Below are 21,437 nucleotides of genomic sequence, written 5' to 3'. Positions count from 1 at the left end.
GGTGGGCGCGTGCCTCATCGCTCGTGCCGGTAGTTGATGCCGGCGCGGCTGCCGGTGGTCGCGTTCTGCGCCTCGAAGTTCCAGCGCTTGCTGAAGGAGTACTTGAGGCTGACCACTTCGCCCGGCGAGAACAGGCCCACGCCGTAGCTGAGGTACAGCTTGGGCGAGAGGTATTTGCCGACCGTGAAGGCGGCACCGCCGAGCGCACCGTTGTCGGCCACGCCGGCATCCACGCCCAGGCGCCGACCGATGCCCTTGGCGAGCAGGTCGCCGGTGGCGCTGCCGAGCGCGCGCGCCGCGCTGCCGAGCATGTCGCCTTCGCCGCTCTTGAGGCTCGACAGCGGTTTGCCGGTGAGCAGGTAGGACAATGCTTCGGATTGCTCCATCACGGGCCGCGAGAACACGGTCAGCACCGGCGCGAGCGCCGTGCCGCGCACCTGCAGGCCGGCCACGAGGTCGTCGTCGAGCGAACCCGCGGCGCCCGCTATCCGGCGCACCGCGCGGATGTCGAGCCCGGGATTGTCGAGCGCGGTGCCTGCGAACAGCACGCGACCGCTTTCGATGACGAGGTTCTGGCCGTAGGCCCTGTAGGTGCCTTGCGCGTTGATGGTGCCGGTTCCGACCGGCGCGCGACCGGGGCGCTGGTTGATGTTGAGCTGGCCGCTGACGCGACCGTCGAGGCCGAAGCCGGCGAGCTTGACGTCATCGCCGAGCTTGACGTCGACATCGACCAGCACCGGCAATGGCTTGCCTGCTGGCGGTGCCGGTGCGTCGACCACGACCACGTCGGCCGAGGCCTGGCTTGCGGCGCCGCCCGGCAGTTGCGCGACGTCGAGCGCCGCGCTCGGGATCGTCACGCTGCCGCCGATGCGCAACTGGCCGTGGTTGCGCTCGATGGTCAGCGCGGGCGCGATGACGACTCTGGCCGCCGGAATGTCGGCGGCAAGGAATCGCTCGCCGTTGAGTGTCGCGCTCAGTGGCGCGTCGGCGGCGGTGCCGCCGCTGCCGGCGAGCCTGAGCGTGCCATCGCCCGAGCGGAGGCTGCCTTCGAGCACGAAGTGCGCGGCGTCGCTCGCGCGCAGGCTGAGCTGGCCATCGTGGAGCTTGAGGCCGGCGGCCGGTACTTCGGTGGCCAGGTCGGTCAGCGTGAGCGCACCGGTCAGCTCGGGCGCGCTGCTGTTGCCGGCCAGCGTGTAGTGCGCGCCGAGGCGGCCGCGCGTGGCCGCGACCTGATCGGTGAAAGCCTCGACGAAGGCGAGGTCGTTGAGCGTGAGGTCGATGCCGCCGCCGAGCGCCTGCGTGCCGCCGAAGCTGCCGTCGAGCGTGACCTGCCCGTCGAGCCGGCCATCATGATCGAAGCCGGCGTGCACGCTGGCCTGCGCGCCCTGTGGCGTGAGCGTCGCCGCCACGGCCAGGCCGGTGTAACTCAACAGCGCCGTGTCGGGCCGATCGCTGGCGGCGATGCTGCCGCGCGACGAGTCCAGTTGCGCGGTGCCGACGAGGGCGGCGCCGGCGCTGCGGCGCAGTTCGCCATGACCTTCGAGCGTGCCGTCGAGCGCGAGCGGCAGGTCGCCGCCCAGGCGCGCCAGCAGTGCAAGCGGCAGTGCGGCGATGTTCCAGCGCGCCTCGAGGCGGCCATCGGTGGCGCCACTGCCGGCCGCGCACAGGTGGGTGTCGTCGCTGGCCAGGCACAGTTCGGACAACTTCGCGGCGCCGTTGCCGACCTCGAGCGTGGCCGGCCGCTGCAGCGCCAGCGGCGGCAGTTGCGCCAGCGTCAGGTCGAGCCGGTGCAGCGTCGCGTGCCAGGCATTGGCGGCGTCGACGCTGCCGTCGAGATCGAGCCGCAGGCCCAGCGGCTGGCCCTCGGCGACGACGCCAAGCGCGTGGTGGCCACGCTCGCCGCTGGCCCGCAGCGTGAGCGAATCGAACTGCAAGTGGCTGTTCGCGAGTGCGCTCGCCGCGAGCGTGAGCTCGCCCTGCGGCGGATCGAGCTGGCGCACGTTGGCATCGAGGTCGAGCTTGCCCAGGCGGGTGTCGCCGCTGGCGATGTCGCGGGCCCGCGCGTGGCCCTCGACCGCGAGCTGCGGCCACTGCCCGCGGATGCGGAAGTCGCCGTCGAGCGCGCCGCTGGCCGCGGGCAGCCAGTCGCCGAGCGCGCCGATTGCAAAGCGCAGCCGCGCATCGTTCTGCATTCCGCCACGGCCGTCGGCCGCGAGGTGGCTGCTGCCGGCGCCGAGGTCGAGGTGTCCGGCCAGTTGCCACGGCGCCTCGAGCCTGAGGTCGGCCGCGCCGCGCAGTGGCTTGCCGCGCAGCGTGCCGCCGAGGCGTTCGAGCTTGACGCTGGCGACCGCGCCGTGGTCGCCCACGCTGCCCTGGCTGCTGAGCGCAAGGTCGATCGCGCCGGGCCAGCCGGCGACGAACGCGCCCGGGTCGAGCTGGCGTGCGTGCGCGCTGAGATCCCAGCCGGGCGCCGGTGTGAGCGTGAGCGTGCCATGCGCATCGAGGCCGCCGCGCGCCTGGCGCAGCGCGAGCTGCTTGAGCGTGATCGCCGTCGGCGTGCCGTCGAGGTCGAGCTCGATGTCGGCGAGCTGGCCCGGCGGGCCAAGCGCGAACGCACCGCTGGCATGGTAGGCCTGCGCGCTGCCGCGCAACGCGAGCTGGCCGTGGCTGGCCAGGCGCTGGCCGGCGAGATCGGCCGGAATGTCAACGCCGTTCCAGTCGAGTGCGAGCTCGCCAGCGGGCGGCTGTGCGTCAAGATCGACATGACCGCGCGCGTTGAACGCGCCGGCGCCATCGGCTGCCTTCAGCGTGAGCGGCGCCAACTGCAGGCGGTGGCCGGCGAGCGTGTAGCGCAGCGGCTCGACGCGCACCGCATGATCGTTGAGGGTGGCGGTTCCGGCGATCGATCCGGCGCTGGCATTGCCGCTGCCTTCGAGCGTGAGCGCGGCCGCCTGCAGCGGCGCGCCGGCCGCGAGCAGGCGCGGATCGAAGCGCGGCAGGTCGAGCTTGAACGTCCACGGCAGTTGCGCATCCTGCACCAGCGTGGCATCGAGCCGCGCGCTCAACGGCGCGCTGAGCGCGAGTGCAAGCGTGGCGCGCCTGCCGTCGCCGGCGAGCTCGAGCTTGCCGGCGTAGTCGAGCGTGCCCAGTTGCCAGCGGAAATCGAGCGTGCCTTCGCCAGGGTAGCCTTGCGCGTTGGCCACGCGGCCGTGTGCGTCGACCTGCCCTGCAGGCGCGCGCAGCGCGAACGAACGCAAGCTGGCGCCAGCGCGCGTCCAGCCGGCTGCGGCGTCGAGACGGTCGAACGCGAACACTGCGGCGTCATCCTGGCTGAGCTGCGCCTCGCGCAGGCTCAGGCGCTCGAGCACGATGTCCAGCGGCGGCTCCAGCGTGAGCGGGCGTGGCGGCGCCGGTGGCGCGGCCGGCACGCTGTGCAGCGCGACGTCGATGCCAGTGGCCTCCACCATGCGCAGCTGCAGGCGCCGCGCCAGCAGTGCCCACGGGGCGAGGTCGAGGTGCAGTTCGCGCACGCGCACGTCGATGCCGGCCTGCGCATCGTGCCAGCGCAGGCCATCCAGCGTGAGCGGACCGGCGAGGCGGCCGTGGCTGGCGGCGAGCGTGAGCTTGCCGTCGGTGGCGGCGCTTGCGCGCGCGAGCGCGAAGCGCGCGCCCGCCGCGCTGCCGAGCAGCCACCACAGGCCGAGCGCGAGCAGCACGAGCAGCGCCAGCAGCGCAAGGCCGAGCCATTTGAGCAGGCGGCGCAGCGGGTTGCCGCGAGCGGGCGCGATGGTGGGTGTCGCGGTGCTCACAGGTCGGGCCCGATCACCAGGTGCAGTTCCACGCCGTGGTGCGTGCGGTCATGCACGGGCACGCCCAGGTCCACGCGCACCATGCCGACTGGCGAGCGCCAGCGCAGTCCCAGGCCCACGCCGACCTTCTGCCGGTACGAGGCGAGGTCGGTGAAGGCGTCGCCGGTATCGACGAAGCCGGCGATGCCCCAGTTGGGCTTGAAGTAGTACTCGTATTCCGCACTGGCCACGGCCAGGTTCTTGCCGCCGATCACGAAATCCTGACAGGTGCGCCGCGGGTGCGCGTCGCACTCGGCCTGCGCGATCGGCCGCAGCGCGGCCGGCAGCGGCGGGCCGATGGTCTGGTAGGCGTAGCCGCGGATCGAGCGGTCGCCACCGGCAAAGAAGCGCAGCTGTGGCGGCAGGCGGTCGAACTGGCTGGTCCAGGTGGTGCCGAGCGCGCCGCGCGCGATGAAGCGCGAGTGTTCGCCGAGCGCGTGGATCCACTTCGCATCGGCGCCGGCCTGCACGAAGCTCGTGCGCGACAGCAGGCCCTCGGCGCCGGCGCGCGCCGACACGGTCAACGCCCAGCCGTCGCGCACGAACAGCGGATCGTCGACCTGCTTGCGCGCGAGCGAGGCTTCCGGGTACAGCAGCGTGGTGTCGCCATAGAGGTTGGCGACCTTGAAGTTGCCGGTCAGGAACTTGAGGCCGAGTGCGCGCGTCCAGCCGTGCCAGAGCCGCGAGTCGGTGGCGGCGAGCGCAAACGTGCGTGAGTAGGCGGTGTCGGTGTCTTCGTTGCGGAAGTTGGCGCCGAACGACCAGGTATGGTTGTCGTGGCCGGCGAGCGGGATCGTGTAGTGGGTGGACGCGGTCTTGAGCCGCTGCGCCACCAGCGCGTCGATGCCCATCTTGTGGCCGCGCGAGTTGAGCCAGCGGCGCTCGATGCCGCCGCGCAGGCCGGGGCCGGTGTCGGTGCCGACGAAGACGCCGCCGGTATAGATCGTGCGCTTGGCCGGCGCCAGCAGCACCTTGATCGGGATCACGCCGTCGTGGGCGTGATCGGCATCGGGCTCGACCTGGGTCAGCGCGAAATAGTCGGCATCGATCAGGCGCTGCTGGAATGCAAGCAGTTGCTGCTGGGTATAGAAATCGCCCTCGCGCCACGGAATGTAGCGCTCGAGCAGCGCGTCGGCGAACTGCGCGCCGGTGAAACTCGTGGCACCGAAGCGATAGCGCCGACCGACCTGCCAGGCGAGTTCGATCGAGGCGCGCTGGCTGCTGCGCGTCACCTCGATGCGATGGGTGACGAGCTCGGCATCGAGATAGCCGCTGGCCACCAGCGCGGCCTGCAGCGCGGCCTTGCTCTTTTCGTAGGCGGTCTGGTCGAGCACCTGGCCCGGGCCGGGGCTGAATGCGGCGCGCGCCTGGCGCACCTCGCGCTGGCCGTCGGCATCGGCGTCGATGCGGATATCGAGCGCGGTCACGCGCGTGGGTTCGCCCGCCGTCACTGCCAGCCGCAGGGTGTAGCGGCCAGCCGTCTCGTCGAGGCTGCCCTGCGCCTGCGCCGAGAAGTAGCCGTACGGTTCCAGCGCGGCGGTGGCCTGCGCCTCGGCGCGCGCCGACAGACGGCGCGCCTGTGCCGCGGTTACTTCGCGATTGGCGTACTGCGTGGCCTCGACCTGCGCCAGCACCGCCGCCTGGAGTGCGTCATCGACGCCGGTGACCTGCACGGCGATGCGCGCGGCGTGGGCGCTGCCGATGCAGGCGAGCAACAGGCAGACGGCGGCGAGCGGGCCGGGGCGTGGCGTGGTGGGCAGTGGCGGCATGGGGTGTGGAAGGCAGGGCGCTGCGCGCGGCGCAGCCAGGATCCGTGACCGATTTGGCAGCAGGGGGATTCTGCCAAAGGCCAGGCCCGACGTTCGCGCCTGCCGAGCGCGACTTGCGCGGCTAGAGGCGCAGGCCCGGGAACAGGCCGAGCACGCCGACCACGATGAGGTAGATCGCCACGATCCAGGCCAGCAGGCGCGGCCGCACGAGGATGAGGATGCCGGCAAGCAGGGCCAGCAACGGTTGCAGCGCGAGATGGATATGCATGGGCGCTCCGTGATGGGCAGGCCTGCACGGTAGCAGGTTTGCCGGCCGCGGTTGGTCGCCGCGGCGGTCGAGCCTCAGCGCGTGAACAGTGTCGCGGCCAGCAGTTGCGACGCCTTGCGGCGTGCGCGTGACGACACTTGGGCGGCGCCGGTGACGGGCTGGCGGTGGGTTTCGATGAGGCCCATGGCGTCGTAGGCGTTGACGACGTCGAACACGTCGGCCATCCGCGCCTTGGCCCGCTTGGCGATCACCTGCAGCTGTGCCTCGCGCATGAGCGTGAGCGCGATACGATGCTGCTTGCGATAGTCATTGTCGAGCGGCAGCCACTGCCGCAGGTGGTAGTAGGCACCGGGATCGAGGTGACGCGCGAGCCAGCCATTGGAGCGCAGGAATGCGTTGAGCCAGCGCAGCCGCGCCAGCGGGCGACCGTCATGCTCCTTCTGCAGCGCGGCCAGTTGCGCACCGCCCACACGTTGGTATTCGTGGCCCTGCAATGGGTCGAGGAAATAGGGTTCCAGCTCTGACATGCGGGCGCTGCTGTGGAACTGGTCGGTGACCGGGTCGACCAGCAGCGGTGGCAGGCCCGAGCGCCTGATCAGCAGCGCGCCGCGCTTGAGCAGGGCGTCGAGCCGCGTGCAGGGCCGCTCGTATTGGATGTCGAGGAAGTTGGCGCGGGAGTCTTCGCCGTCGTTGGCGCGGCTGGTCTCGACGCGGGCCTGCACGCGACGTTCGATGTCGCGCTCGTGCACGCTGAAGTCGGTGAGGCGACGCGGGCGCGGTGGCGTGGTGGCGCCGACGTGGTTGAGCAGTCCCAGCAATGCCTTGGCCTCGAGCGGGCGCTGCAGGATCAGCTCGGCATCGAGCACATCGGCGCCCGGGTCGGCGATGACGACGAGGTGGCGGCCCTCGTCGAGGGCGCGGATGCGCGCGCAGCGCCCGCCGAAATCCGCCAGGTCGGCGATCACGAGGTCGACTTCGTCGCCGTCGCCGGCAGGGGCCCACTCGTGATCGAGTTGCAGATGCAATACGCGCAGAAAGCTGGCCAGTGCCGCGCTGTCCTGCGGTTGGGCGCCAGCGACGACCAGGTGTCTCGTCGGTTTCATCGGCAACGGGCGAAGGCGCGCCCAGGGGCGGCGGGTCGGGCTCGATTATGCTTGAGATCGCCGATTGGGAAATGTGAATTGTTGCAGCCCTGGCGGCCGCTGCCGATGGGCGGTCGAAGCGGGGGCACCGGCGGCCCGCGCAGCTGCCGGCGGCCGGGTTGGGCGGTCCGGCAGCGGCAGCGCGGCTGCGGGAGCCGGGGCGGTACCGCGCAGGACGGGCAACGGGCGCAGTCCGGCCATCCGTGGCCGGGCTGCGCATCCCTGCTCAGTCGCTGTTGCCCTTGCCGAACTGGTCGACGAAGATCGTGTCGTTGGCGACGTAGTGGATCAGCATGGTGTCGTAGTCGTCGCCGGCGTACTGCCGCGTGCCGACCACGGCCAGCACCTCGGGCGTGACCGCCGCCGGACCCAGGTACATGCCGAACGGACGCGTCCACCAACTGGCCGGGTTGCCGGTGTCCATGCCCGGCATCGACACGTCGCTGAACGCATGCAGCGTGTTGCCGCTGGCGCTGAACTGCTGCGTGCGCACTCGCACCGCGTGCTGGCTGACGGGGTCGTTGCTGTTCTCGACGAAGCGTTGCGTCACCACGAGGTCGCGGTTGGCCACGCGCTCGCCGATCGCGACCGGCAGCGCGTAGGGCGCGTGGTAGAAGGGGCCGAACCCGGAGGGCGGATCGACGAGGCAGGCGCGCGCACCCCGGTTGGGGTTGCCGGCACAGAAGCTGTCGTCATAGCTGCCGTCGGCGGCGAGGCGACCCATGATGAGCGGTTGCACGTTGGCCGAGTCGGTCTGTGACCAGCCGGCGTAGGCGATCTTGCCGTTGCGCAGCACCGTGATCGCGGTGACCGCGTCGTTCTTGTCGCCGGTGTTGTCGTTCTCGTAGCAGTAGGCCTGGTCGTTCCAGCTCCAGCCGGTCTGGGTGGTGCCGCTGTCGGGCCCCAGGCCGAGGATGAAGCCGTCGTTGTCGCCCGCGCTGCGCTTGATCGCGCCAGCGATGTAGAGGCGCGTGCCGCCGCTGATGCCGGCGGGGGTCACGATCATGTCGTTGACGCTCACTTGCGCATCACCGGGCGAGGCCCAGTTCGGCAGGCCGATGTTGTAGCCATTGTTGCCGAAGCTCGTGGTCAGCGTGCCGTCGCTGGCGCTGATGCGCGCGATGCCGACTTCCTCGCCGCGGTTGTTGTTCATGATGCGCGCGGCGACGTAGATGCCGTAGCGGCTGTCGTAGGCCAGGCGCTGGCCATAGGCCGCGGTCCGCGGGCCGGCTGCGGTGGCACCCCAGGTCACCAGGCCGTTGAATCCCGTGAAGCAGTTGTCGCCGCTGGCGAGGTCGACGCAGATGACGCGAGTCGCCGGCTGGACGACGGTGAGGTTGGCGAGGAAATAGGCCTTGCCGTTGGCGACCAGCGCATCGACGATGCCGGTCATGATGCCTGGGTTGGCGTACATCCAGCCGGAACTGCCGAAACTCGTGTCGTAGGTGCCGTCGATCTTGATGCGAGCGATCGCAGCGCGCCATTGGCTGCCGTCGCTGCTCTTCTGCCTGCCGAGAAGGTAGTAGCCGCGGTGCATCGGGATCATGACCGGCGGCGGCCCCGGAATCAGCACGGATTCGACCCACGGGAACACGCGCAGGCCGTCTTCAGTGGCCGACCAGGGGCTGGTGACCGAGCCCCAGAACCCCTTTGTAGCCGACGCCGCCGAAGCCGGTATCGAGCGTGAGGTCGCTCGGCAGCACGCTGCCGGCCGGTTGGACCCAAGGCTGCAGCGTGGTGGCGTCGCTGGCCTCCTTGGCGAAATCGTCCTGGGCGGCCGCTTGCGCGATGCCGCAGGACAGGGCCGCGCAGGCGGCCATGAGCAGTGGTTTGAACATCAGTGATCTCCTCGCACGATGGATACGGACGGCAACAAGTCCGGGGTCGGGAGGAAAAACCGCAGGTCGGCGCGCAAACCTGACATCGCCCGCGCCGCGGGTCGGCCGCGGGGCTGCGACGCGGGACGCAGCCGGCAGCGCGCTCAGCCGCCGGCGGCCAGCGCACGGGCGCTGCCGCACAGCTCGGCATTGCCGCCTTCGCCGCAGGCGGCCGCGATGGCGGCGGCGATGCGCATGCCGGCGTCGGCTGCGCCCCGTTCGCGCGCGATCCTTGCGGCCAGCACCTCGACGCGGATGCGCCGGTACGCGGCCGTGCCATCGGGCGGCAGCGCCAGCACGGCGTCGGCGACCGCCTGCGCTTCGTCGAATCGACTCAGCGCATGCAGGGTCTCGGCGTGGCGGAACTGCCAGTAGCGCGTCATGCTGGCGTCGGCGCCGTACTGCGCCGTGAACGCGGCGACCGTGTCGCGCAGCAGCGGTTCGGCTTCGGCATGGCGTCCCTGCGCCTGCAGGGCGCGCACGCGCACGCCGCGCGCCTGGGTCAGCAGCGCCGGTGGCGCCTGGGTGCCTTGCAACAGGGGGGCGGCAAGCACCTCATCGGCCAGTTGCAGCGCGCTGTCGCCTTGACCCAGCCCAGCGTCGAGATCGGCCAGGCTGATTCGGGCCCACAGGCGTTCGGCCGGATACTGGCTGCCCACCTGGTCCCAGGTCGCCACCGCCGCCTGTCCGGCCGCGCGCGATTCCTTCTTGCGGCCGGTCGCGTACAGCACGCTGCTCCTGAGCTCGTGCAGCTTGGCCAGCTGCGCGGCGACGGCCGGTGCCGCGTCGTTGCTGCGCCGCAGGCGCGCGACGAGCGAGTCGAGCTCGTCCAACGCGCGTGCCGCATCGCCATTCTCGAACGTGTAGTAGGCCAGCCGTCCGCCGGCTGAAGCAGTGACTGCGAGTGAAGGCCGGCGGCTGCGCTCGTTGTAGGCCAATGCCTCGCGCAGCACCTCGCCGGCGGCGTCGCGCTCGCCGAGCGACACATAGGTGTTGCCGATCTGGTCGAGCAACTCCGCCGCCACCTCGGGTTCGCCGTCGAGTTCATGCGTGACGCGTTCGCGAGCCGCCGCCAGCAGCTCGCCAGTGGTCGTGGCCATTCCCTTGGACTTGCCCGGATCGGCCGCCGCGAACATCGACAGCGCGAAGTTGCGCGCGGCCTCGGACTGGCGCAGCGCGATGCGTGCGCGTTCCGCCTCGGCGCTCTTTTGCGCCGCCTGCCACAGCGCAACGCTGCTGGCCGCGAACCAGGCCGCGAAGCCGAACAGCCCCACCGCGACCGCGGCGCGATTGCGCCGCACGAACTTGGCGCTGCGGTAGGCCAGGCTGTCCGGGCGCGCCTCGACCGGCTTGCCGTCGAGATGGCGCTGCACGTCGTCGGCCAGTTGCTGCGCGTCGGCGTAGCGACGCGCCGGTTCCTCGGCCAGCGCGCGCAGCGTGATCGCATCGAGGTCGCCACGCAGGTGCGTGCGACTGACGTCGGCGGTGCTCGCTGTCGCGCCGGTGGCGCCCAACGCAGCGCTCGGTCGCAGCGTGACCTCGTTGCTGCCATGGATCCGGCGGTAGCGCTGGCCGGTCAGCAGCTCGAACAGGATGAGCCCGAGTGCGTAGACGTCGGCCGAGGTGCCGGCCGGTTCGCCGCGCAACTGCTCGGGCGCGGCGTAGTCGCGGCTGAGGAAGCGCTGCGCGGTGGCCGTGTGCTCGGGCGCCTCGTCCTCGACCAGGCGGGCGATGCCGAAGTCGAGCAGGCAGGGCTCGCCGCCGTCGCGCACCAGCACGTTGGAGGGCTTGAGATCACGGTGCACGATGAGCTGGCGGTGGGCGTGCGCGACGGCGCGGCACAGCTTGACGAACAGCTGCAGGCGTACGCGCAGCCCGGGCCGGACCTGCTCCAGCCAGGCGCCGAGCGTGATGCCAGCGACGTATTCCATTGCAAACCAGGGCTGGCCGCCCTGGTCGATGCCACCGTCGATGAGCTGGGCGATATTGGGATGCTGCAGGCGCGCCAGCAGCGCACGCTCGCGGCGGAACTGGCGCTCGACGTGTTCGCTGGCCATGCCGAGCCGGATCAGCTTGAGCGCGACCTGCTGGCTGAATTGGCCATCATCGCGCGCCGCCAGCCACACCGAACCCATGCCGCCGTGGCCGAGCTCGCGCACCAGTCGGTACGGGCCGACGCGCGCGCCGGCGCGCAGGCGCGGATCGATATCGCCGTCGGCAGCCAGCAGTTCCGCCGCGAATGCTTCGGCGGGCTGGTCCAGCGGCAAGGCGGTGACGGCATCGAGCGCCAGCAGTTGCCGCAGCCGCGCCAGCAGCGCCGGCGCGTCGCCGCACTCGCCAACCACATAGGCATCGCGTGCCTCGGGGGACAGATCCAGTGCGGCACGCAGGATGCGCGCCTGGCGTGGGTCAGGCGTTGCCATCGGTCGACGTGGCCTGCTCGCTCAGCGCGAGGTGCAACAGCGCGCGCGCGGCGCGCCAGTCGCGCGCGACCGTGCGCTCGGACACCTCCATGAGTCGCGCGATCTCGGTGAACTCGAGCCCGCCGTAGAAGTGCAGCTCCACCACCTGCGCGAGCCGCGGCTCGCTGGTGGCGAGCTGCTCGAGCGCCTGATCGAGCGCGACGAGGTCGAGCTCGCGATCGGGAGCGACGAGGCCGGTGTCGAGCGTGAGCGCCTCGCGGCCATCGCCGCGTTTGCGCGCGTTGCGGCGCCGGCTGGCGTCGATGAGTACGCGACGCATCGCCCGCGCGGCGATGCGGAAGAAATGCGCGCGGTCGTTCGGCGCAATGCGGCTGCCCGCAAGGCTCAGGAAAGTTTCGTGGACGAGCGCGGTGGTCGACAACGTTGCGCCGGGACCGCCACCCCAGCGCCGGGCACGGCGATGCAGGTCGGTGTACACCAGCTCGAACAGCTCGCCATAGGCATCATCGTCACCATTGGAGCAGCGCTGGAGCAGCGCTGCGGTGTCTTGCGCCGGAGACAACATCACAGGCTGGCCACGCTCGGCAATTCATGCCCCTGGTGGCATTGCTCTCGCTCGCGTTGGAGCGTTTAGCCTAGAGGCTTGGGCGCACCCGCGCAACCCGGCCGCGGTCGCGCGCTACAGCCACTTCGCGCGCTTGAGCACGAGGTAAAGCACGCCGCAGATGCACAGCGTGACGCCGATGAGGGTCGGATAGGCACCGGTGCGGTCGAGTTCGGGCATGTCGCGGAAGTTCATGCCGTACCAGCTTGCGATCAGCGTCGGCGCGGCCAGCAGCGCGGCCCAGCCGGCGAGGCGCTTGACCACCTCATTCTGGGCGACGCCGACGAGCGCCAGGTTGACGCTGATCGCCGACGACAGCATCTCGCTCATCGTATCGGTCGACTGGCTGATGCGCGCCGCGTGGTCCTGCACGTCGCGGAAGTACGGTCGCACCTCGTCGCGGATCAGGCTCGGATACTGGCGTACGAGCTGGTTGAGGATGTCCTGGATCGGCGCGATCGCCAGGCGCAGCGTGACCAGTTCCTTCTTGAGGTCGTACAGGCGGCGGATCGTCTCGCGCTTGAAGGTGCCCTCGAACACGTCTTCCTCGAGCTCTTGCAGTTCCTCGCGGAACTCGCGTACCAGCGGGAAGAAGTTGTCGACGATGAAATCGAGCACGCCATGCAGTGAGTAGCTCGGACCCAGCGCGAGCTGCTCGGGCTCCTGCTCGCAGCCGCGGCGCACGGTCGAATACGACAGCGAGGCGCCGTGGCGCACGGTCACGATGTAGCGTTTGCCGAGGAACACGTGGGTTTCGCCGAACGCGATCCGGCCGCCGACCGTCTGCGCCGTGTGCACGACAATGAACAGCGAGTCGCCGTAGACCTCGATCTTGGCGCGCTGGTGCGCGTTGTGGGCGTCCTCGATCGCGAGCTCGTGCAGGCCGAACTCGTCCTGCAGCTTCTCCAGCATGTCCTCGCTGGGCTCGTGCAGGCCGACCCACACCCATTGATCGGGCGTGGCCAGCACATCACTGATCTCGTCGATCGTCAGGTCGTGCAGGCGCTGGCCGTCGGCCGCGTAGGCCACGCAGTTGACGAGCATCGGGTCGCCGTCGGCGCGCTCGCTGGGCAGGCTGGTGGGGGCGGTGTCCATCGCGTGATGATGCCGCGCGCGGCGCCCGCGCGGCAATCACCGGCCGGCGCATGCACCGCGTCGGGGTGGCCGTCCCTGGCCCTCGAATCGGCAGCGGTCCCTCAGTCGGCGTTGCCGCCGCCGAAGGTGTCGGCGAAGATCGAGTCGTTGGCGAAGGCGTCGGGCGTGGCCGTGTGGGCGGCGCCCAGCGCGAAGCTCGCGAGGGTGGCAAACATCAGGGACTCCAACATGAGGGTCCTCTGCAACAAGGCTTGCGGCACGGTTCCGCCGCGGGTCGGGGGGAAGTGGCGTCAAGTCGCGACCAAACCGGACATGGCCGTGCGCGGCCGGGTGGTGCGGCGACGCGTGTGCGAGCCGGCGCCATTGCGTCGGCAAGGTGCCAAGCGGCCCATGAGCCGAGCTTGCCCGGCGCATGGGCCGTGCGGCGAGGCAGCGGAGCAGGCTGCGCCCGTGCAGGTTCATCGCGAGTTGATGTCACCGCGCGCGTGGTGGCCGGCGGCGTGCTTGCTAGACTGGCGCGCCATGCCGCCGTGCGCCGCGAGGATCGCCGATGACCGCCACCGACCTCATTCTGCTGCGCAACGCACAGGTGTACGCGCCGGCGCCGCTGGGGACGTGCGAGGTTCTGCTCGGTGGCGGGCGCATCCTGTGGCTCGGCCGCGACGCGCTCGAGCTGCCCGGCGCACTGGCTGTGCGCACGCTCGACCTGCAGGGGCAACGGCTCATCCCCGGGCTGGTCGATGGCCATGTGCATGTCACCGGCGGTGGCGGCGAGGCCGGCTTCCGCTCGCGCGTGCCGCCGCAGGCGCTGTCGCGCTTCACGCGCGCGGGCGTCACCACCGTGGTCGGCCTGCTCGGTACCGACGACGTGGTCCGCACGCCGCGCGAATTGCTTGCCCAGGTCCATGCGCTGCGCGAGGAAGGGCTCAGCGCCTATGCCTACGTGGGCGGCTACCACTTGCCGCCGGCGACGCTCACCGGCAGCGTGCGCGGCGACCTCGTGCTGATCGAGCCGCTGATCGGCGTGGGCGAGGTGGCGATCAGCGACCATCGTTCGAGCCAGCCCGGTTTCGACGAACTCATGCGCGTCGCCGCCGATGCGCACGTGGCCGGCCTCATGACCGGCAAGGCCGGCATCCTCCACCTGCATCTGGGCGATGGTGCGCGCGGACTCGATTTCGTGCGCCGCGCGCTGGCCGAAACCGAGCTGCCGGCGCGCACGTTCCAGCCAACCCACGTCAACCGCCGCAAGGCATTGTTCGATGAGGCGCTGGAACTGGCACGGCAGGGTGTCCACATCGACGTCACCGCGTTTCCGGTCGACGAGGGCGAGGACGCCTGGGACGCGGTCGCGGCCTTCCTGCGCTATCAGGCCAGCGGCGCGCCGGCCGAACGGTTGAGCATCAGTTCCGATGCCGGCGGCTCGTTGCCCTGTTTCGATGGCGACGGCTGCGTCGTGAGCATGGAGGTGGGTGAGTCGGGCGCGCTGCTGGCGACGCTGCGCGGGCTGCTGGCGCAGGGCGTGCCGCTGGAGCAGGCGCTGCCGCCGTTCACGAGCAACCCGGCGCGGCTGCTGCGGCTGGCCGGCAAGGGCCATATCGCGGTCGGCGCCGATGCCGACCTCGTGGCGCTCGATGCGGCCGGCAACGCGCAGCTCGTGATCGCGCGTGGCGCGATCCACCTGCAGGACGGCCGTGTCTGCCGGCACGGTTGGTTCGAAGCCCGCTGAGGCAGTACCGTCGGCGCCACGCCGCTGCCGGTGGCGATAGACTTGTGCGATGAATTCGGGGGGAAGCGGGCGCGATGTGTCCAAGCAAGGTCAGTGAAGGCAATGAACGCGGCTGGATCGTGCCGATCGGCGGCGCCGAGGAAAAGGACCACGATCCGCGCATCCTGCGCCGCTTCGTGGAGCTGTGCGGCGGCAATGCCGCCGACATCGTGGTCATTCCGACCGCGAGCCAGCTCGCCACCACGGGCGAGCGCTACGAGCGCCTGTTCGCGGAGCTCGGCGCCGGCCAGGTCACCGCGCTCGACTTCGACACGCGCCGCGACGCCGGCGAGGCCAACCGCTGGCAGCACATCGAGCGTGCCAGCGGCGTGTTCTTCACCGGCGGCAACCAGTTGCGGCTGTCGACGCTCCTTGGCGGCACGCCGATCGCCAAGCTGATCCGGCTGCGCAATGCGCAGGGCATGCACGTGGGCGGCACCAGTGCCGGCGCCTCGATCCTGTCCGAGCACATGATCGCCTTCGGCAAGGAGGGCGGCTCGCCGACCGCATCGAGCGTGCATCTGGCGCCGGGACTGGGCCTGACCAACCGCTTCGTGATCGACCAGCATTTCCGCCAGCGCGACCGTCTCGGCCGCCTGCTCGCGGCGCTGGCCTACAACCCGTTCGCGGTCGGCATCGGCCTGGACGAAGACACCGCCGCCTTCATCCGCCCCGACAACACGCTCGAGGTGGAAGGCTCGGGCGGCGTCACCGTGGTCGATGCCAGCGAATTGCAGTTTTCGTCGATGGACCAGGCCGACGCCGACGAGCCGGTGTGTCTGCTCGGCCTCAAGATCCACATCCTCGTTGCCGGCGCGACTTTCAACCTGCATACGCGGCGCGCCTCGGCGGGTCGGCTCGCGGGCTCCAAGCACCACTGAGGCGGCGCCGCCGCCAGCGCCGGCGTCGCTGCCCAATGCGCGGCCTTGCTGGCTGGCCGCGCCCGACCGCGCGCAAGACGTGCAAGGTCCGGGTGCCGCCCGCCTGATCGCACCGACGCGCGCGGATCGGCGCCGAGCCTGTCCCGAGTGGTTGCCGGCCTGCGTATTGTCACGCCTGTCGACATCTTGTTGGGCGAGCTCCGCCATGACGGTCCGTTGCCTGCTGTGCATCGTGTTGTTCGTGCTCGCCGCGGGCGCCCGCGCCGAAGCTCCCGTGGTCGACACGAGCTTTGGCAGCGCCGGCTGGCAGCGGCTGTTCGAGCCCGGCGGCGACGACCAATACGACGCACTCGCGGGGCTCGCCCGCACCATGGGCGGCGGTTATGTGGTGGCGATCGACTTGCCCGGCGGCGCGGCGCCGGGCGGTTTGGGCTCGCGCATCGGTCTCGTGCGGCTCGACCGCAACGGTCAGCGCGTGACCGGCTTCGGTGTGAACGGCATGGTCCTCAAGGACGCATAGCTGACCACGGTCGCCGGGGTCGCCATCGGCTCGCAGGGCCGCATCGTGGTGATCGGCGCCACGCCCGACGGCGACCACAGCTTTCGTCGGCAACATGGGCAGCGGTGTCGCCTCGTGCGCGTACTGTTATGTCGGTGCGTTGGAGTACTGGTCGAGCGGTGTCGACGTGCGCATCGATGGCAGGATCTGGCTCGTCGGAGAGGTGTCCGGGTCGGGACAGGTCCACCCGCAGGGGCATGGTTTCGTGATCCAGTTGAACGCCAATGGAGCACCCGATGCGGGTTTCGGTGTCGGCGGTGCCGTGTTCGTCGACGCCCCCCGCCTACCAGAGCACCCAGCTGGCGGATTTCACCGCCTGGGACAAGCTGCGCTTCGTCGGCCACCAGGCGGTGCTGGCAGGTACGGCATCGAGCGATCCGGTTGCCGTGGGCATGTGGAACAACGATGCGGTGCTCACGCGCGTCGGGTCGGACGGCGACGCCGACCTGATCTTTGCTGACGACTTCGGCGACCGTGCCCTGAACTGAGGCCGGTGCTGGTGGCGTGCGCCGGCGGACGCCGCTGGCGGCGTCGCCGCTCGCGGGCGCGGGCCTGCCCACGAGCCGCGTGGACGCGCTAGGATCGGACTTCGCTCGCAGGGGGAGGACGGCATGCGCATCCTGGATCGTTCGGTGTACGTGGGGCCGTCGCTCTACGCCCATTTTCCGGTCATCCGGCTGGAGTTGGACCTGGGCGAGCTCGAGCACTGGCCGACGGCGCGTCTCGGCGCGTCCTTCATCGACGGCCTCGTCGCGGCGCTGCCGGGCCTGGCCGAGCATGGCTGTTCGTACCGTGAGCCGGGCGGCTTCATCCGCCGCATGCGCGAGGACGAGGGCACCTGGCTCGGCCACGTGCTCGAGCATGTCGCGATCGAGGTGCAGAACATCGCGGGCGAGGCCGTCACCTTCGGCAAGACGCGCAGCACCGCCGAGGGTCGCCCGGGCGTGTACACGGTGGTGTACGAATACGCGCAGCGCGAGGAAGGCATCGCCGCGGGCGAGCTCGCGCTCAGGCTGCTCGAATCGCTGCTGCCGGTGCAGTTGCGCACGCGCGGGGCATTGCCCGACGACTGGGACTGGCCGACCGCACGCGACGAGTTCATCCGCTATGCGCAGCACCGCGCGCTCGGCCCCTCGACCGCGGCACTGGTGCGTGCGGCCGAGGAACGCGGCATTCCGTGGCTGCGCCTCAACGAACAGTCACTCGTGCAGCTGGGCCACGGCAAGTACCAGCAGCGCATCCAGGCCACGGTGACGGGCCGGACCTCACACATCGCGGTGGAGTTGGCCAGCGACAAGGAGGAGACCAACAAGATCCTCGCCTCGCTCGGCCTGCCGGTGCCGCGCCAGGAACTCGTGCAGAGCGAGGACCTTGCGGTGCGCGCGGCGCGCCGGCTCGGCCATCCGGTCGTGACCAAGCCCTACAACGGCAACCACGGCCGCGGCATCTCGATCCGGCTGATGAACGACGACGAGGTGCGGGCCGGTTTCCATGCCGCGCGCGAACACTCGCGCTCGGTCATCGTCGAGAACTTCCTCGACGGCGCCGACCATCGCCTGCTCGTCGTCAACGGAGAACTCGTTGCCGCCACCCGGCGCACGCCGGGCCACGTGGTGGGCGATGGCACGTCGACGATCGCGGCGCTGGTCGACGGCGTCAACGCCGATCCGCGGCGCGGCATCGGCCACGAGAAGGTGCTCACGCGGATCCAGCTCGACCGCGAGGCCGAGCAGATGATGCAGCGCGTGGGCTACAGCGCCGCCTCGGTGCCCGCGGATGGCGAGACCGTGTACCTGCGCTCGACCGCCAACCTGTCCACCGGCGGCACCGCCACCGACGTCACCGACATCATCCACCCCGACAACCGCGACATGGCGGTGCGCGCGATCCGCGCCATCGGCCTCGACGTCGGCGGCGTCGATTTCCTCTCGCCCAACATCGCCGAAAGCTACCGCACGGTCGGCGGCGGCATCTGCGAGGTCAACGCCGCGCCGGGCTTCCGCATGCACGTCTCGCCCAGCGAGGGCACGCCGCGCGATGCCGCCGGTCCCGTCATCGACATGCTGTTCCCGCCCGGCACGCCCGCGCGCGTGCCGATCGCGGCCGTGACCGGCACCAATGGCAAGACCACCACCGCGCGCATGCTCGCCCACATCACCAAGATGGCCGGTTACACGCCGGGACTGACCACCACCGACGGCGTCTACATCGACGGCCAGCGCACGGTGGAGGGCGACATGACCGGGCCGGTGTCGGCGCGCATGGTGCTGTCCGATCCATCGATCGACATCGCCGTGCTCGAGACCGCGCGTGGTGGCCTGCTGCGCGCGGGCCTGGGCATGCGCCACGTCAACGTCGGCGCGGTGCTCAACGTGCAAAGCGACCATCTCGGCATGAAGGGCATCGACACGCTCGAGCAACTGGCCGAGGTCAAGCGCATCGTGGTCGAGGTGGCGCGCGATTGCGCCGTGCTCAATGCCGACGATCCCAATGTGCTGCGCATGTCGGGCTACACCGACGCCAAGGTGATCTGCTACGTGACGATGAACCCCTCGCACGCGCTCGTGCGCGAGCACGTGCGCGCGGGTGGCCGCGCCTGCGCACTCGAGGCCGGCGTCAACGGCACGATGATCACGCTGTACGACAAGGGCGGCCACATCCCGCTGCTGTGGACGCACCTGATCCCGGCCACGCTCGAAGGCCGCGCCCTGCACAACGTGCAGAACGCGATGTTCGCGGCGGCGATGGCGTTTGCGCTCGGCATCAAGCTCGACGCGATCCGTCAGGGCCTGCGTACCTTCGGCACCACCTTCTTCCAGGTGCCGGGGCGCATGAACGTGTTCGACGAACACCCGTTCAAGGTGCTGTTCGACTATGGCCACAACGCAGCCGCGGTGGCGGCGATGGCCGACCTCGCGCAGCGCCTCGACGTGGCTGGGCGGCGCATCGTCGTGCTGGCCGGACCCGGCGACCGGCGCGACGAGGACCTCGCCGCGATCGCGCAGGCCACGGCCGGCAAGTTCGACCACTACATCTGCCGGCGCGACGACAATCTGCGTGGCCGCGATGGTGACGAGGTGCCGCTCATCATCTCCCGCGCGCTGCAGGCGGCCGGCGTGGCCAAGGACGCGATCTCGCTCATTCCCGACGAGCAGGCCGCGATCGACGCCGCCCTGCAGATGGCGCGCCAGGGGGATCTGCTGCTCGTATTTGCCGATGCGCTGGTGCGCTCGTGGAAGCAGATCATCAAGTTCCGCCCCGAAGGTGCGCCGGCGCCGGCCGCTGTGCGCGCGGCACCGCCGCCCGTGGTCGAGGAAGCCAGCTTCGACGAAGCCAGCTTGGCGAACCTGGGCGAGGTCAGCCGCGATGCGCGCGGCCTGTTTCTCGCCCGCGAGAGCGAAGATTGAGCCTGCCGTCGCTGCCGTTCGAGGATTCGCGGCGCCTGACCGGTTGGAACCTGCACTTCGCGGCGACCGGCGCGGTGCTGCAGACGGTCGGCGTGGCGGTCGCGACCGATCTGCCCGACCGCTGGCGCGCGCAGCTCGCGCGTGCGCGGCAGGCGCTGGGCTGGCCTGCGGCCGCGACCAGCGTGCGCAGCGCCGCGAATGGCCTCGTGCTCGCCTTTGCCGCGCCCGTCGACCAGTTGCTGACCGCCACCGAAGTCAACGAGTGGGCGCTCGCCAGCGCGCTCGGCGCCGGGCCGTGGGCGCGCCTGCATGCGCCCGGTCACCCCGCCGCGTGGGACGAAGCCAGCGCACTGGCCACCCTGCAGGCCCATGCCGCCAGCGAACGCAATCCGGCGCTGCTCGCGCTGCACGCGGCGGCGCAGGCGCGCGGCCGCAACGTGCTGCAGGATGACACCACGCTGACGCTCGGGTCCGGCGCCGCTGCGCGCAGTTGGCCGTTGGCGGCGCTGCCGGCAGCGGCGGCGCTCGAGTGGGACGCGCTCAGCGAGGTGCCGATCGCGCTCGTCACCGGCTCCAATGGCAAGACCACGACCACGCGCCTGCTGGCGGCCATCGCGCGCGGGCAGGGCCTGCACGTCGCGCACACCTGCACCGACGGCGTCTATCGCGATGGTGTTGCGCTCGCCAGCGGCGACTACTCGGGCCCGGTCGGCGCGCGCACCGCGCTGCTCGCCTCGGGCATCGACCTGGCGATCCTCGAGACCGCGCGTGGCGGCCTGCTGCGGCGCGGCCTGGCCGTGCAGCATGCGCAGGTCGGCATCGTCACCAACGTCAGTGACGACCATTTCGGCGAGTACGGCATCGATACGCTGGAAGCACTCGCGCAGGCCAAGCTGACGATCGCGCGCGCGCTCGGCGCTGCGGCCACGCTCGTGCTCAACGCCGACGACGCGCTGCTCGTGGCGCAGGCCGGGCAGCAGGCGATCACGGCGCGCCGCGCGTGGTTTGCGCTCGACGCCGATGCGCCGCTGCTGCGCGCCGGGCGCGCGCGGGGCGAGGCCACCTGCGGCTTGCGCGCGGGTCGCCTCGTGCTGCACGCGGACGGCCACGAGCATGACCTTGGTGCAGCTGCGGCGATGCCGCTCGGTTTCGGTGGCACCGCGCGCTACAACCTCGCCAATATCGCCGCGGCCGCACTCGCTGCGCAGGCGCTCGGCATCGCGCCTGGCGTCATCGCCGCCGTTGCGCAAAGTTTCGGCGCCACGCCGGCCGACAATCCCGGTCGGCTGCAGCATGTCGAGCTCGGCGGCGTGCATGTGCTCGTCGACTACGCCCACAACCCCGATGGCATGCGCGGCCTGCTCGAAGTCGCCGCAGGGCTGCGCCCGGCGCGGCTGGGTATCCTGCTCGGCCAGGTCGGCAACCGCAGCGACGCCGAGATCCGCGAGCTCGCCACGACGGTTGCCGCGGCGCGCCCTGCGCGCATCGTGCTCAAGGAAATCGCCAGCTACCTGCGCGGCCGTGAGCCCGGCGCAGTCCCGGCGCTGCTGCGCGCGGCGCTGCTCGCGGATGGCGTCGCCGAGCCGGACCTGAGCGGGCCGGTCGATGAGGACGCCGGCGTGCGGCAACTCCTCGCGTGGGCACGCGCGGGCGACGTGGTCGTGCTGCCCGTGCATGGCACCGACACGCGGCCACGTGTCGGTGCGTTGCTCGATGCACTCGCTGCGGGTGGCTGGCGCGCCGGCGATCGGTTGCCGGCATCGCGATGAGCGGGCGGCGCCGTCGGGTTGCGCGCG

Annotated in this window: 16 protein-coding genes; 6 read left to right on the top strand and 10 right to left on the bottom strand. The window is 71.1% G+C overall.

Features of this window, described 5'->3' with window-relative positions; all coding sequences use genetic code 11:
• Positions 1 to 14: 14 nt before the first annotated feature.
• From KF903_RS02585 to KF903_RS02540, 10 genes are all read right to left on the bottom strand, one after another.
• Positions 15 to 3,809 carry a translocation/assembly module TamB domain-containing protein gene (locus KF903_RS02585; protein WP_291210622.1) on the bottom strand — a complete coding sequence of 1,265 codons (3,795 nt, stop codon included), beginning with the start codon at positions 3,807 to 3,809 and terminating at the stop codon, positions 15 to 17.
• Positions 3,806 to 5,617 (bottom strand): autotransporter assembly complex family protein, encoded by a 1,812-nt coding sequence (locus tag KF903_RS02580; RefSeq protein ID WP_291210620.1) that lies wholly within the window; start codon positions 5,615 to 5,617, stop codon positions 3,806 to 3,808. Before KF903_RS02580 ends, KF903_RS02585 begins: the two co-directional genes overlap by 4 nt.
• Before the next feature lie 121 nt (positions 5,618 to 5,738).
• Positions 5,739 to 5,885, bottom strand: coding sequence for a DUF3096 domain-containing protein (locus KF903_RS02575; protein ID WP_291210619.1), 147 nt, complete (start codon positions 5,883 to 5,885; stop codon positions 5,739 to 5,741).
• A gap of 74 nt (positions 5,886 to 5,959) precedes the next feature.
• Complete coding sequence (locus tag KF903_RS02570) at positions 5,960 to 6,988, bottom strand: hypothetical protein (RefSeq protein WP_291210617.1); 1,029 nt, start codon at positions 6,986 to 6,988, stop codon at positions 5,960 to 5,962.
• A gap of 265 nt (positions 6,989 to 7,253) precedes the next feature.
• Positions 7,254 to 8,621 (bottom strand): hypothetical protein, encoded by a 1,368-nt coding sequence (locus tag KF903_RS02565; protein ID WP_291210615.1) that lies wholly within the window; start codon positions 8,619 to 8,621, stop codon positions 7,254 to 7,256.
• Positions 8,622 to 8,634: 13 nt separating this feature from the next.
• Entirely contained in the window at positions 8,635 to 8,865 is a 231-nt protein-coding gene (locus KF903_RS02560; RefSeq protein ID WP_291210613.1) for a hypothetical protein, read from the bottom strand.
• A gap of 143 nt (positions 8,866 to 9,008) precedes the next feature.
• Positions 9,009 to 11,327, bottom strand: a complete 2,319-nt coding sequence (locus KF903_RS02555) for a serine/threonine-protein kinase (RefSeq protein WP_291210611.1) — start codon at positions 11,325 to 11,327, stop codon at positions 9,009 to 9,011.
• On the bottom strand, positions 11,314 to 11,892 hold the full coding sequence (locus tag KF903_RS02550; RefSeq protein WP_291210609.1) for an ECF-type sigma factor: 579 nt from the start codon (positions 11,890 to 11,892) through the stop codon (positions 11,314 to 11,316). The genes KF903_RS02555 and KF903_RS02550 overlap by 14 nt, the downstream gene beginning before the upstream one ends.
• 114 nt (positions 11,893 to 12,006) lie before the next feature.
• Positions 12,007 to 13,026: a magnesium and cobalt transport protein CorA gene (locus tag KF903_RS02545; RefSeq protein WP_291210606.1), complete on the bottom strand. Its 1,020-nt coding sequence runs from the start codon at positions 13,024 to 13,026 to the stop codon at positions 12,007 to 12,009.
• Positions 13,027 to 13,127: 101 nt separating this feature from the next.
• Positions 13,128 to 13,256, bottom strand: coding sequence for a hypothetical protein (locus KF903_RS02540; protein ID WP_291210605.1), 129 nt, complete (start codon positions 13,254 to 13,256; stop codon positions 13,128 to 13,130).
• Between the two features lie 320 nt (positions 13,257 to 13,576).
• Between KF903_RS02540 and iadA the strand changes: the two genes are divergently transcribed.
• The 6 genes from iadA to KF903_RS02510 all read left to right on the top strand — a co-directional run bounded on the left by iadA (position 13,577) and on the right by KF903_RS02510 (position 21,410).
• Positions 13,577 to 14,755 (top strand): beta-aspartyl-peptidase, encoded by a 1,179-nt coding sequence (gene iadA, locus KF903_RS02535; RefSeq protein WP_291210603.1) that lies wholly within the window; start codon positions 13,577 to 13,579, stop codon positions 14,753 to 14,755.
• 74 nt (positions 14,756 to 14,829) lie between these two features.
• On the top strand, positions 14,830 to 15,675 hold the full coding sequence (locus KF903_RS02530; RefSeq protein ID WP_291210601.1) for a cyanophycinase: 846 nt from the start codon (positions 14,830 to 14,832) through the stop codon (positions 15,673 to 15,675).
• 205 nt (positions 15,676 to 15,880) lie between these two features.
• The gene (locus KF903_RS02525; RefSeq protein WP_291210599.1) at positions 15,881 to 16,195 is read left to right on the top strand and encodes a hypothetical protein; all 315 of its coding nucleotides are present in this window, start codon (positions 15,881 to 15,883) and stop codon (positions 16,193 to 16,195) included.
• Between the two features lie 275 nt (positions 16,196 to 16,470).
• Entirely contained in the window at positions 16,471 to 16,722 is a 252-nt protein-coding gene (locus KF903_RS02520) for a hypothetical protein (protein WP_291210597.1), read from the top strand.
• A 123-nt stretch (positions 16,723 to 16,845) separates the two neighbouring features.
• The gene (cphA, locus tag KF903_RS02515) at positions 16,846 to 19,641 is read left to right on the top strand and encodes a cyanophycin synthetase (RefSeq protein ID WP_291210595.1); all 2,796 of its coding nucleotides are present in this window, start codon (positions 16,846 to 16,848) and stop codon (positions 19,639 to 19,641) included.
• Positions 19,638 to 21,410: a Mur ligase family protein gene (locus KF903_RS02510; RefSeq protein ID WP_291210593.1), complete on the top strand. Its 1,773-nt coding sequence runs from the start codon at positions 19,638 to 19,640 to the stop codon at positions 21,408 to 21,410. The genes cphA and KF903_RS02510 overlap by 4 nt, the downstream gene beginning before the upstream one ends.
• Positions 21,411 to 21,437 lie beyond the last annotated feature (27 nt).

Source organism: Dokdonella sp. (assembly GCF_019634845.1).
In the GTDB taxonomy this organism is placed as follows: domain Bacteria; phylum Pseudomonadota; class Gammaproteobacteria; order Xanthomonadales; family Rhodanobacteraceae; genus Dokdonella_A.
This window is presented reverse-complemented; position numbering and strand designations above follow the sequence as displayed.

What these genes read in the sequence shown, in the direction of transcription:
- KF903_RS02580 (WP_291210620.1), bottom strand. Translation starts at nt 5,617, where the DNA reads ATGCCGCCACTGCCCACCACGCCACGCCCCGGCCCGCTCGCCGCCGTC.
- KF903_RS02575 (WP_291210619.1), bottom strand. Translation starts at nt 5,885, where the DNA reads ATGCATATCCATCTCGCGCTGCAACCGTTGCTGGCCCTGCTTGCCGGC.
- KF903_RS02570 (WP_291210617.1), bottom strand. Translation starts at nt 6,988, where the DNA reads ATGAAACCGACGAGACACCTGGTCGTCGCTGGCGCCCAACCGCAGGAC.
- KF903_RS02560 (WP_291210613.1), bottom strand. Translation starts at nt 8,865, where the DNA reads ATGTTCAAACCACTGCTCATGGCCGCCTGCGCGGCCCTGTCCTGCGGC.
- KF903_RS02555 (WP_291210611.1), bottom strand. Translation starts at nt 11,327, where the DNA reads ATGGCAACGCCTGACCCACGCCAGGCGCGCATCCTGCGTGCCGCACTG.
- KF903_RS02550 (WP_291210609.1), bottom strand. Translation starts at nt 11,892, where the DNA reads ATGTTGTCTCCGGCGCAAGACACCGCAGCGCTGCTCCAGCGCTGCTCC.
- KF903_RS02545 (WP_291210606.1), bottom strand. Translation starts at nt 13,026, where the DNA reads ATGGACACCGCCCCCACCAGCCTGCCCAGCGAGCGCGCCGACGGCGAC.
- KF903_RS02540 (WP_291210605.1), bottom strand. Translation starts at nt 13,256, where the DNA reads ATGTTGGAGTCCCTGATGTTTGCCACCCTCGCGAGCTTCGCGCTGGGC.
- iadA (WP_291210603.1), top strand. Translation starts at nt 13,577, where the DNA reads ATGACCGCCACCGACCTCATTCTGCTGCGCAACGCACAGGTGTACGCG.
- KF903_RS02530 (WP_291210601.1), top strand. Translation starts at nt 14,830, where the DNA reads ATGTGTCCAAGCAAGGTCAGTGAAGGCAATGAACGCGGCTGGATCGTG.
- KF903_RS02525 (WP_291210599.1), top strand. Translation starts at nt 15,881, where the DNA reads ATGACGGTCCGTTGCCTGCTGTGCATCGTGTTGTTCGTGCTCGCCGCG.
- KF903_RS02520 (WP_291210597.1), top strand. Translation starts at nt 16,471, where the DNA reads ATGCGGGTTTCGGTGTCGGCGGTGCCGTGTTCGTCGACGCCCCCCGCC.
- cphA (WP_291210595.1), top strand. Translation starts at nt 16,846, where the DNA reads ATGCGCATCCTGGATCGTTCGGTGTACGTGGGGCCGTCGCTCTACGCC.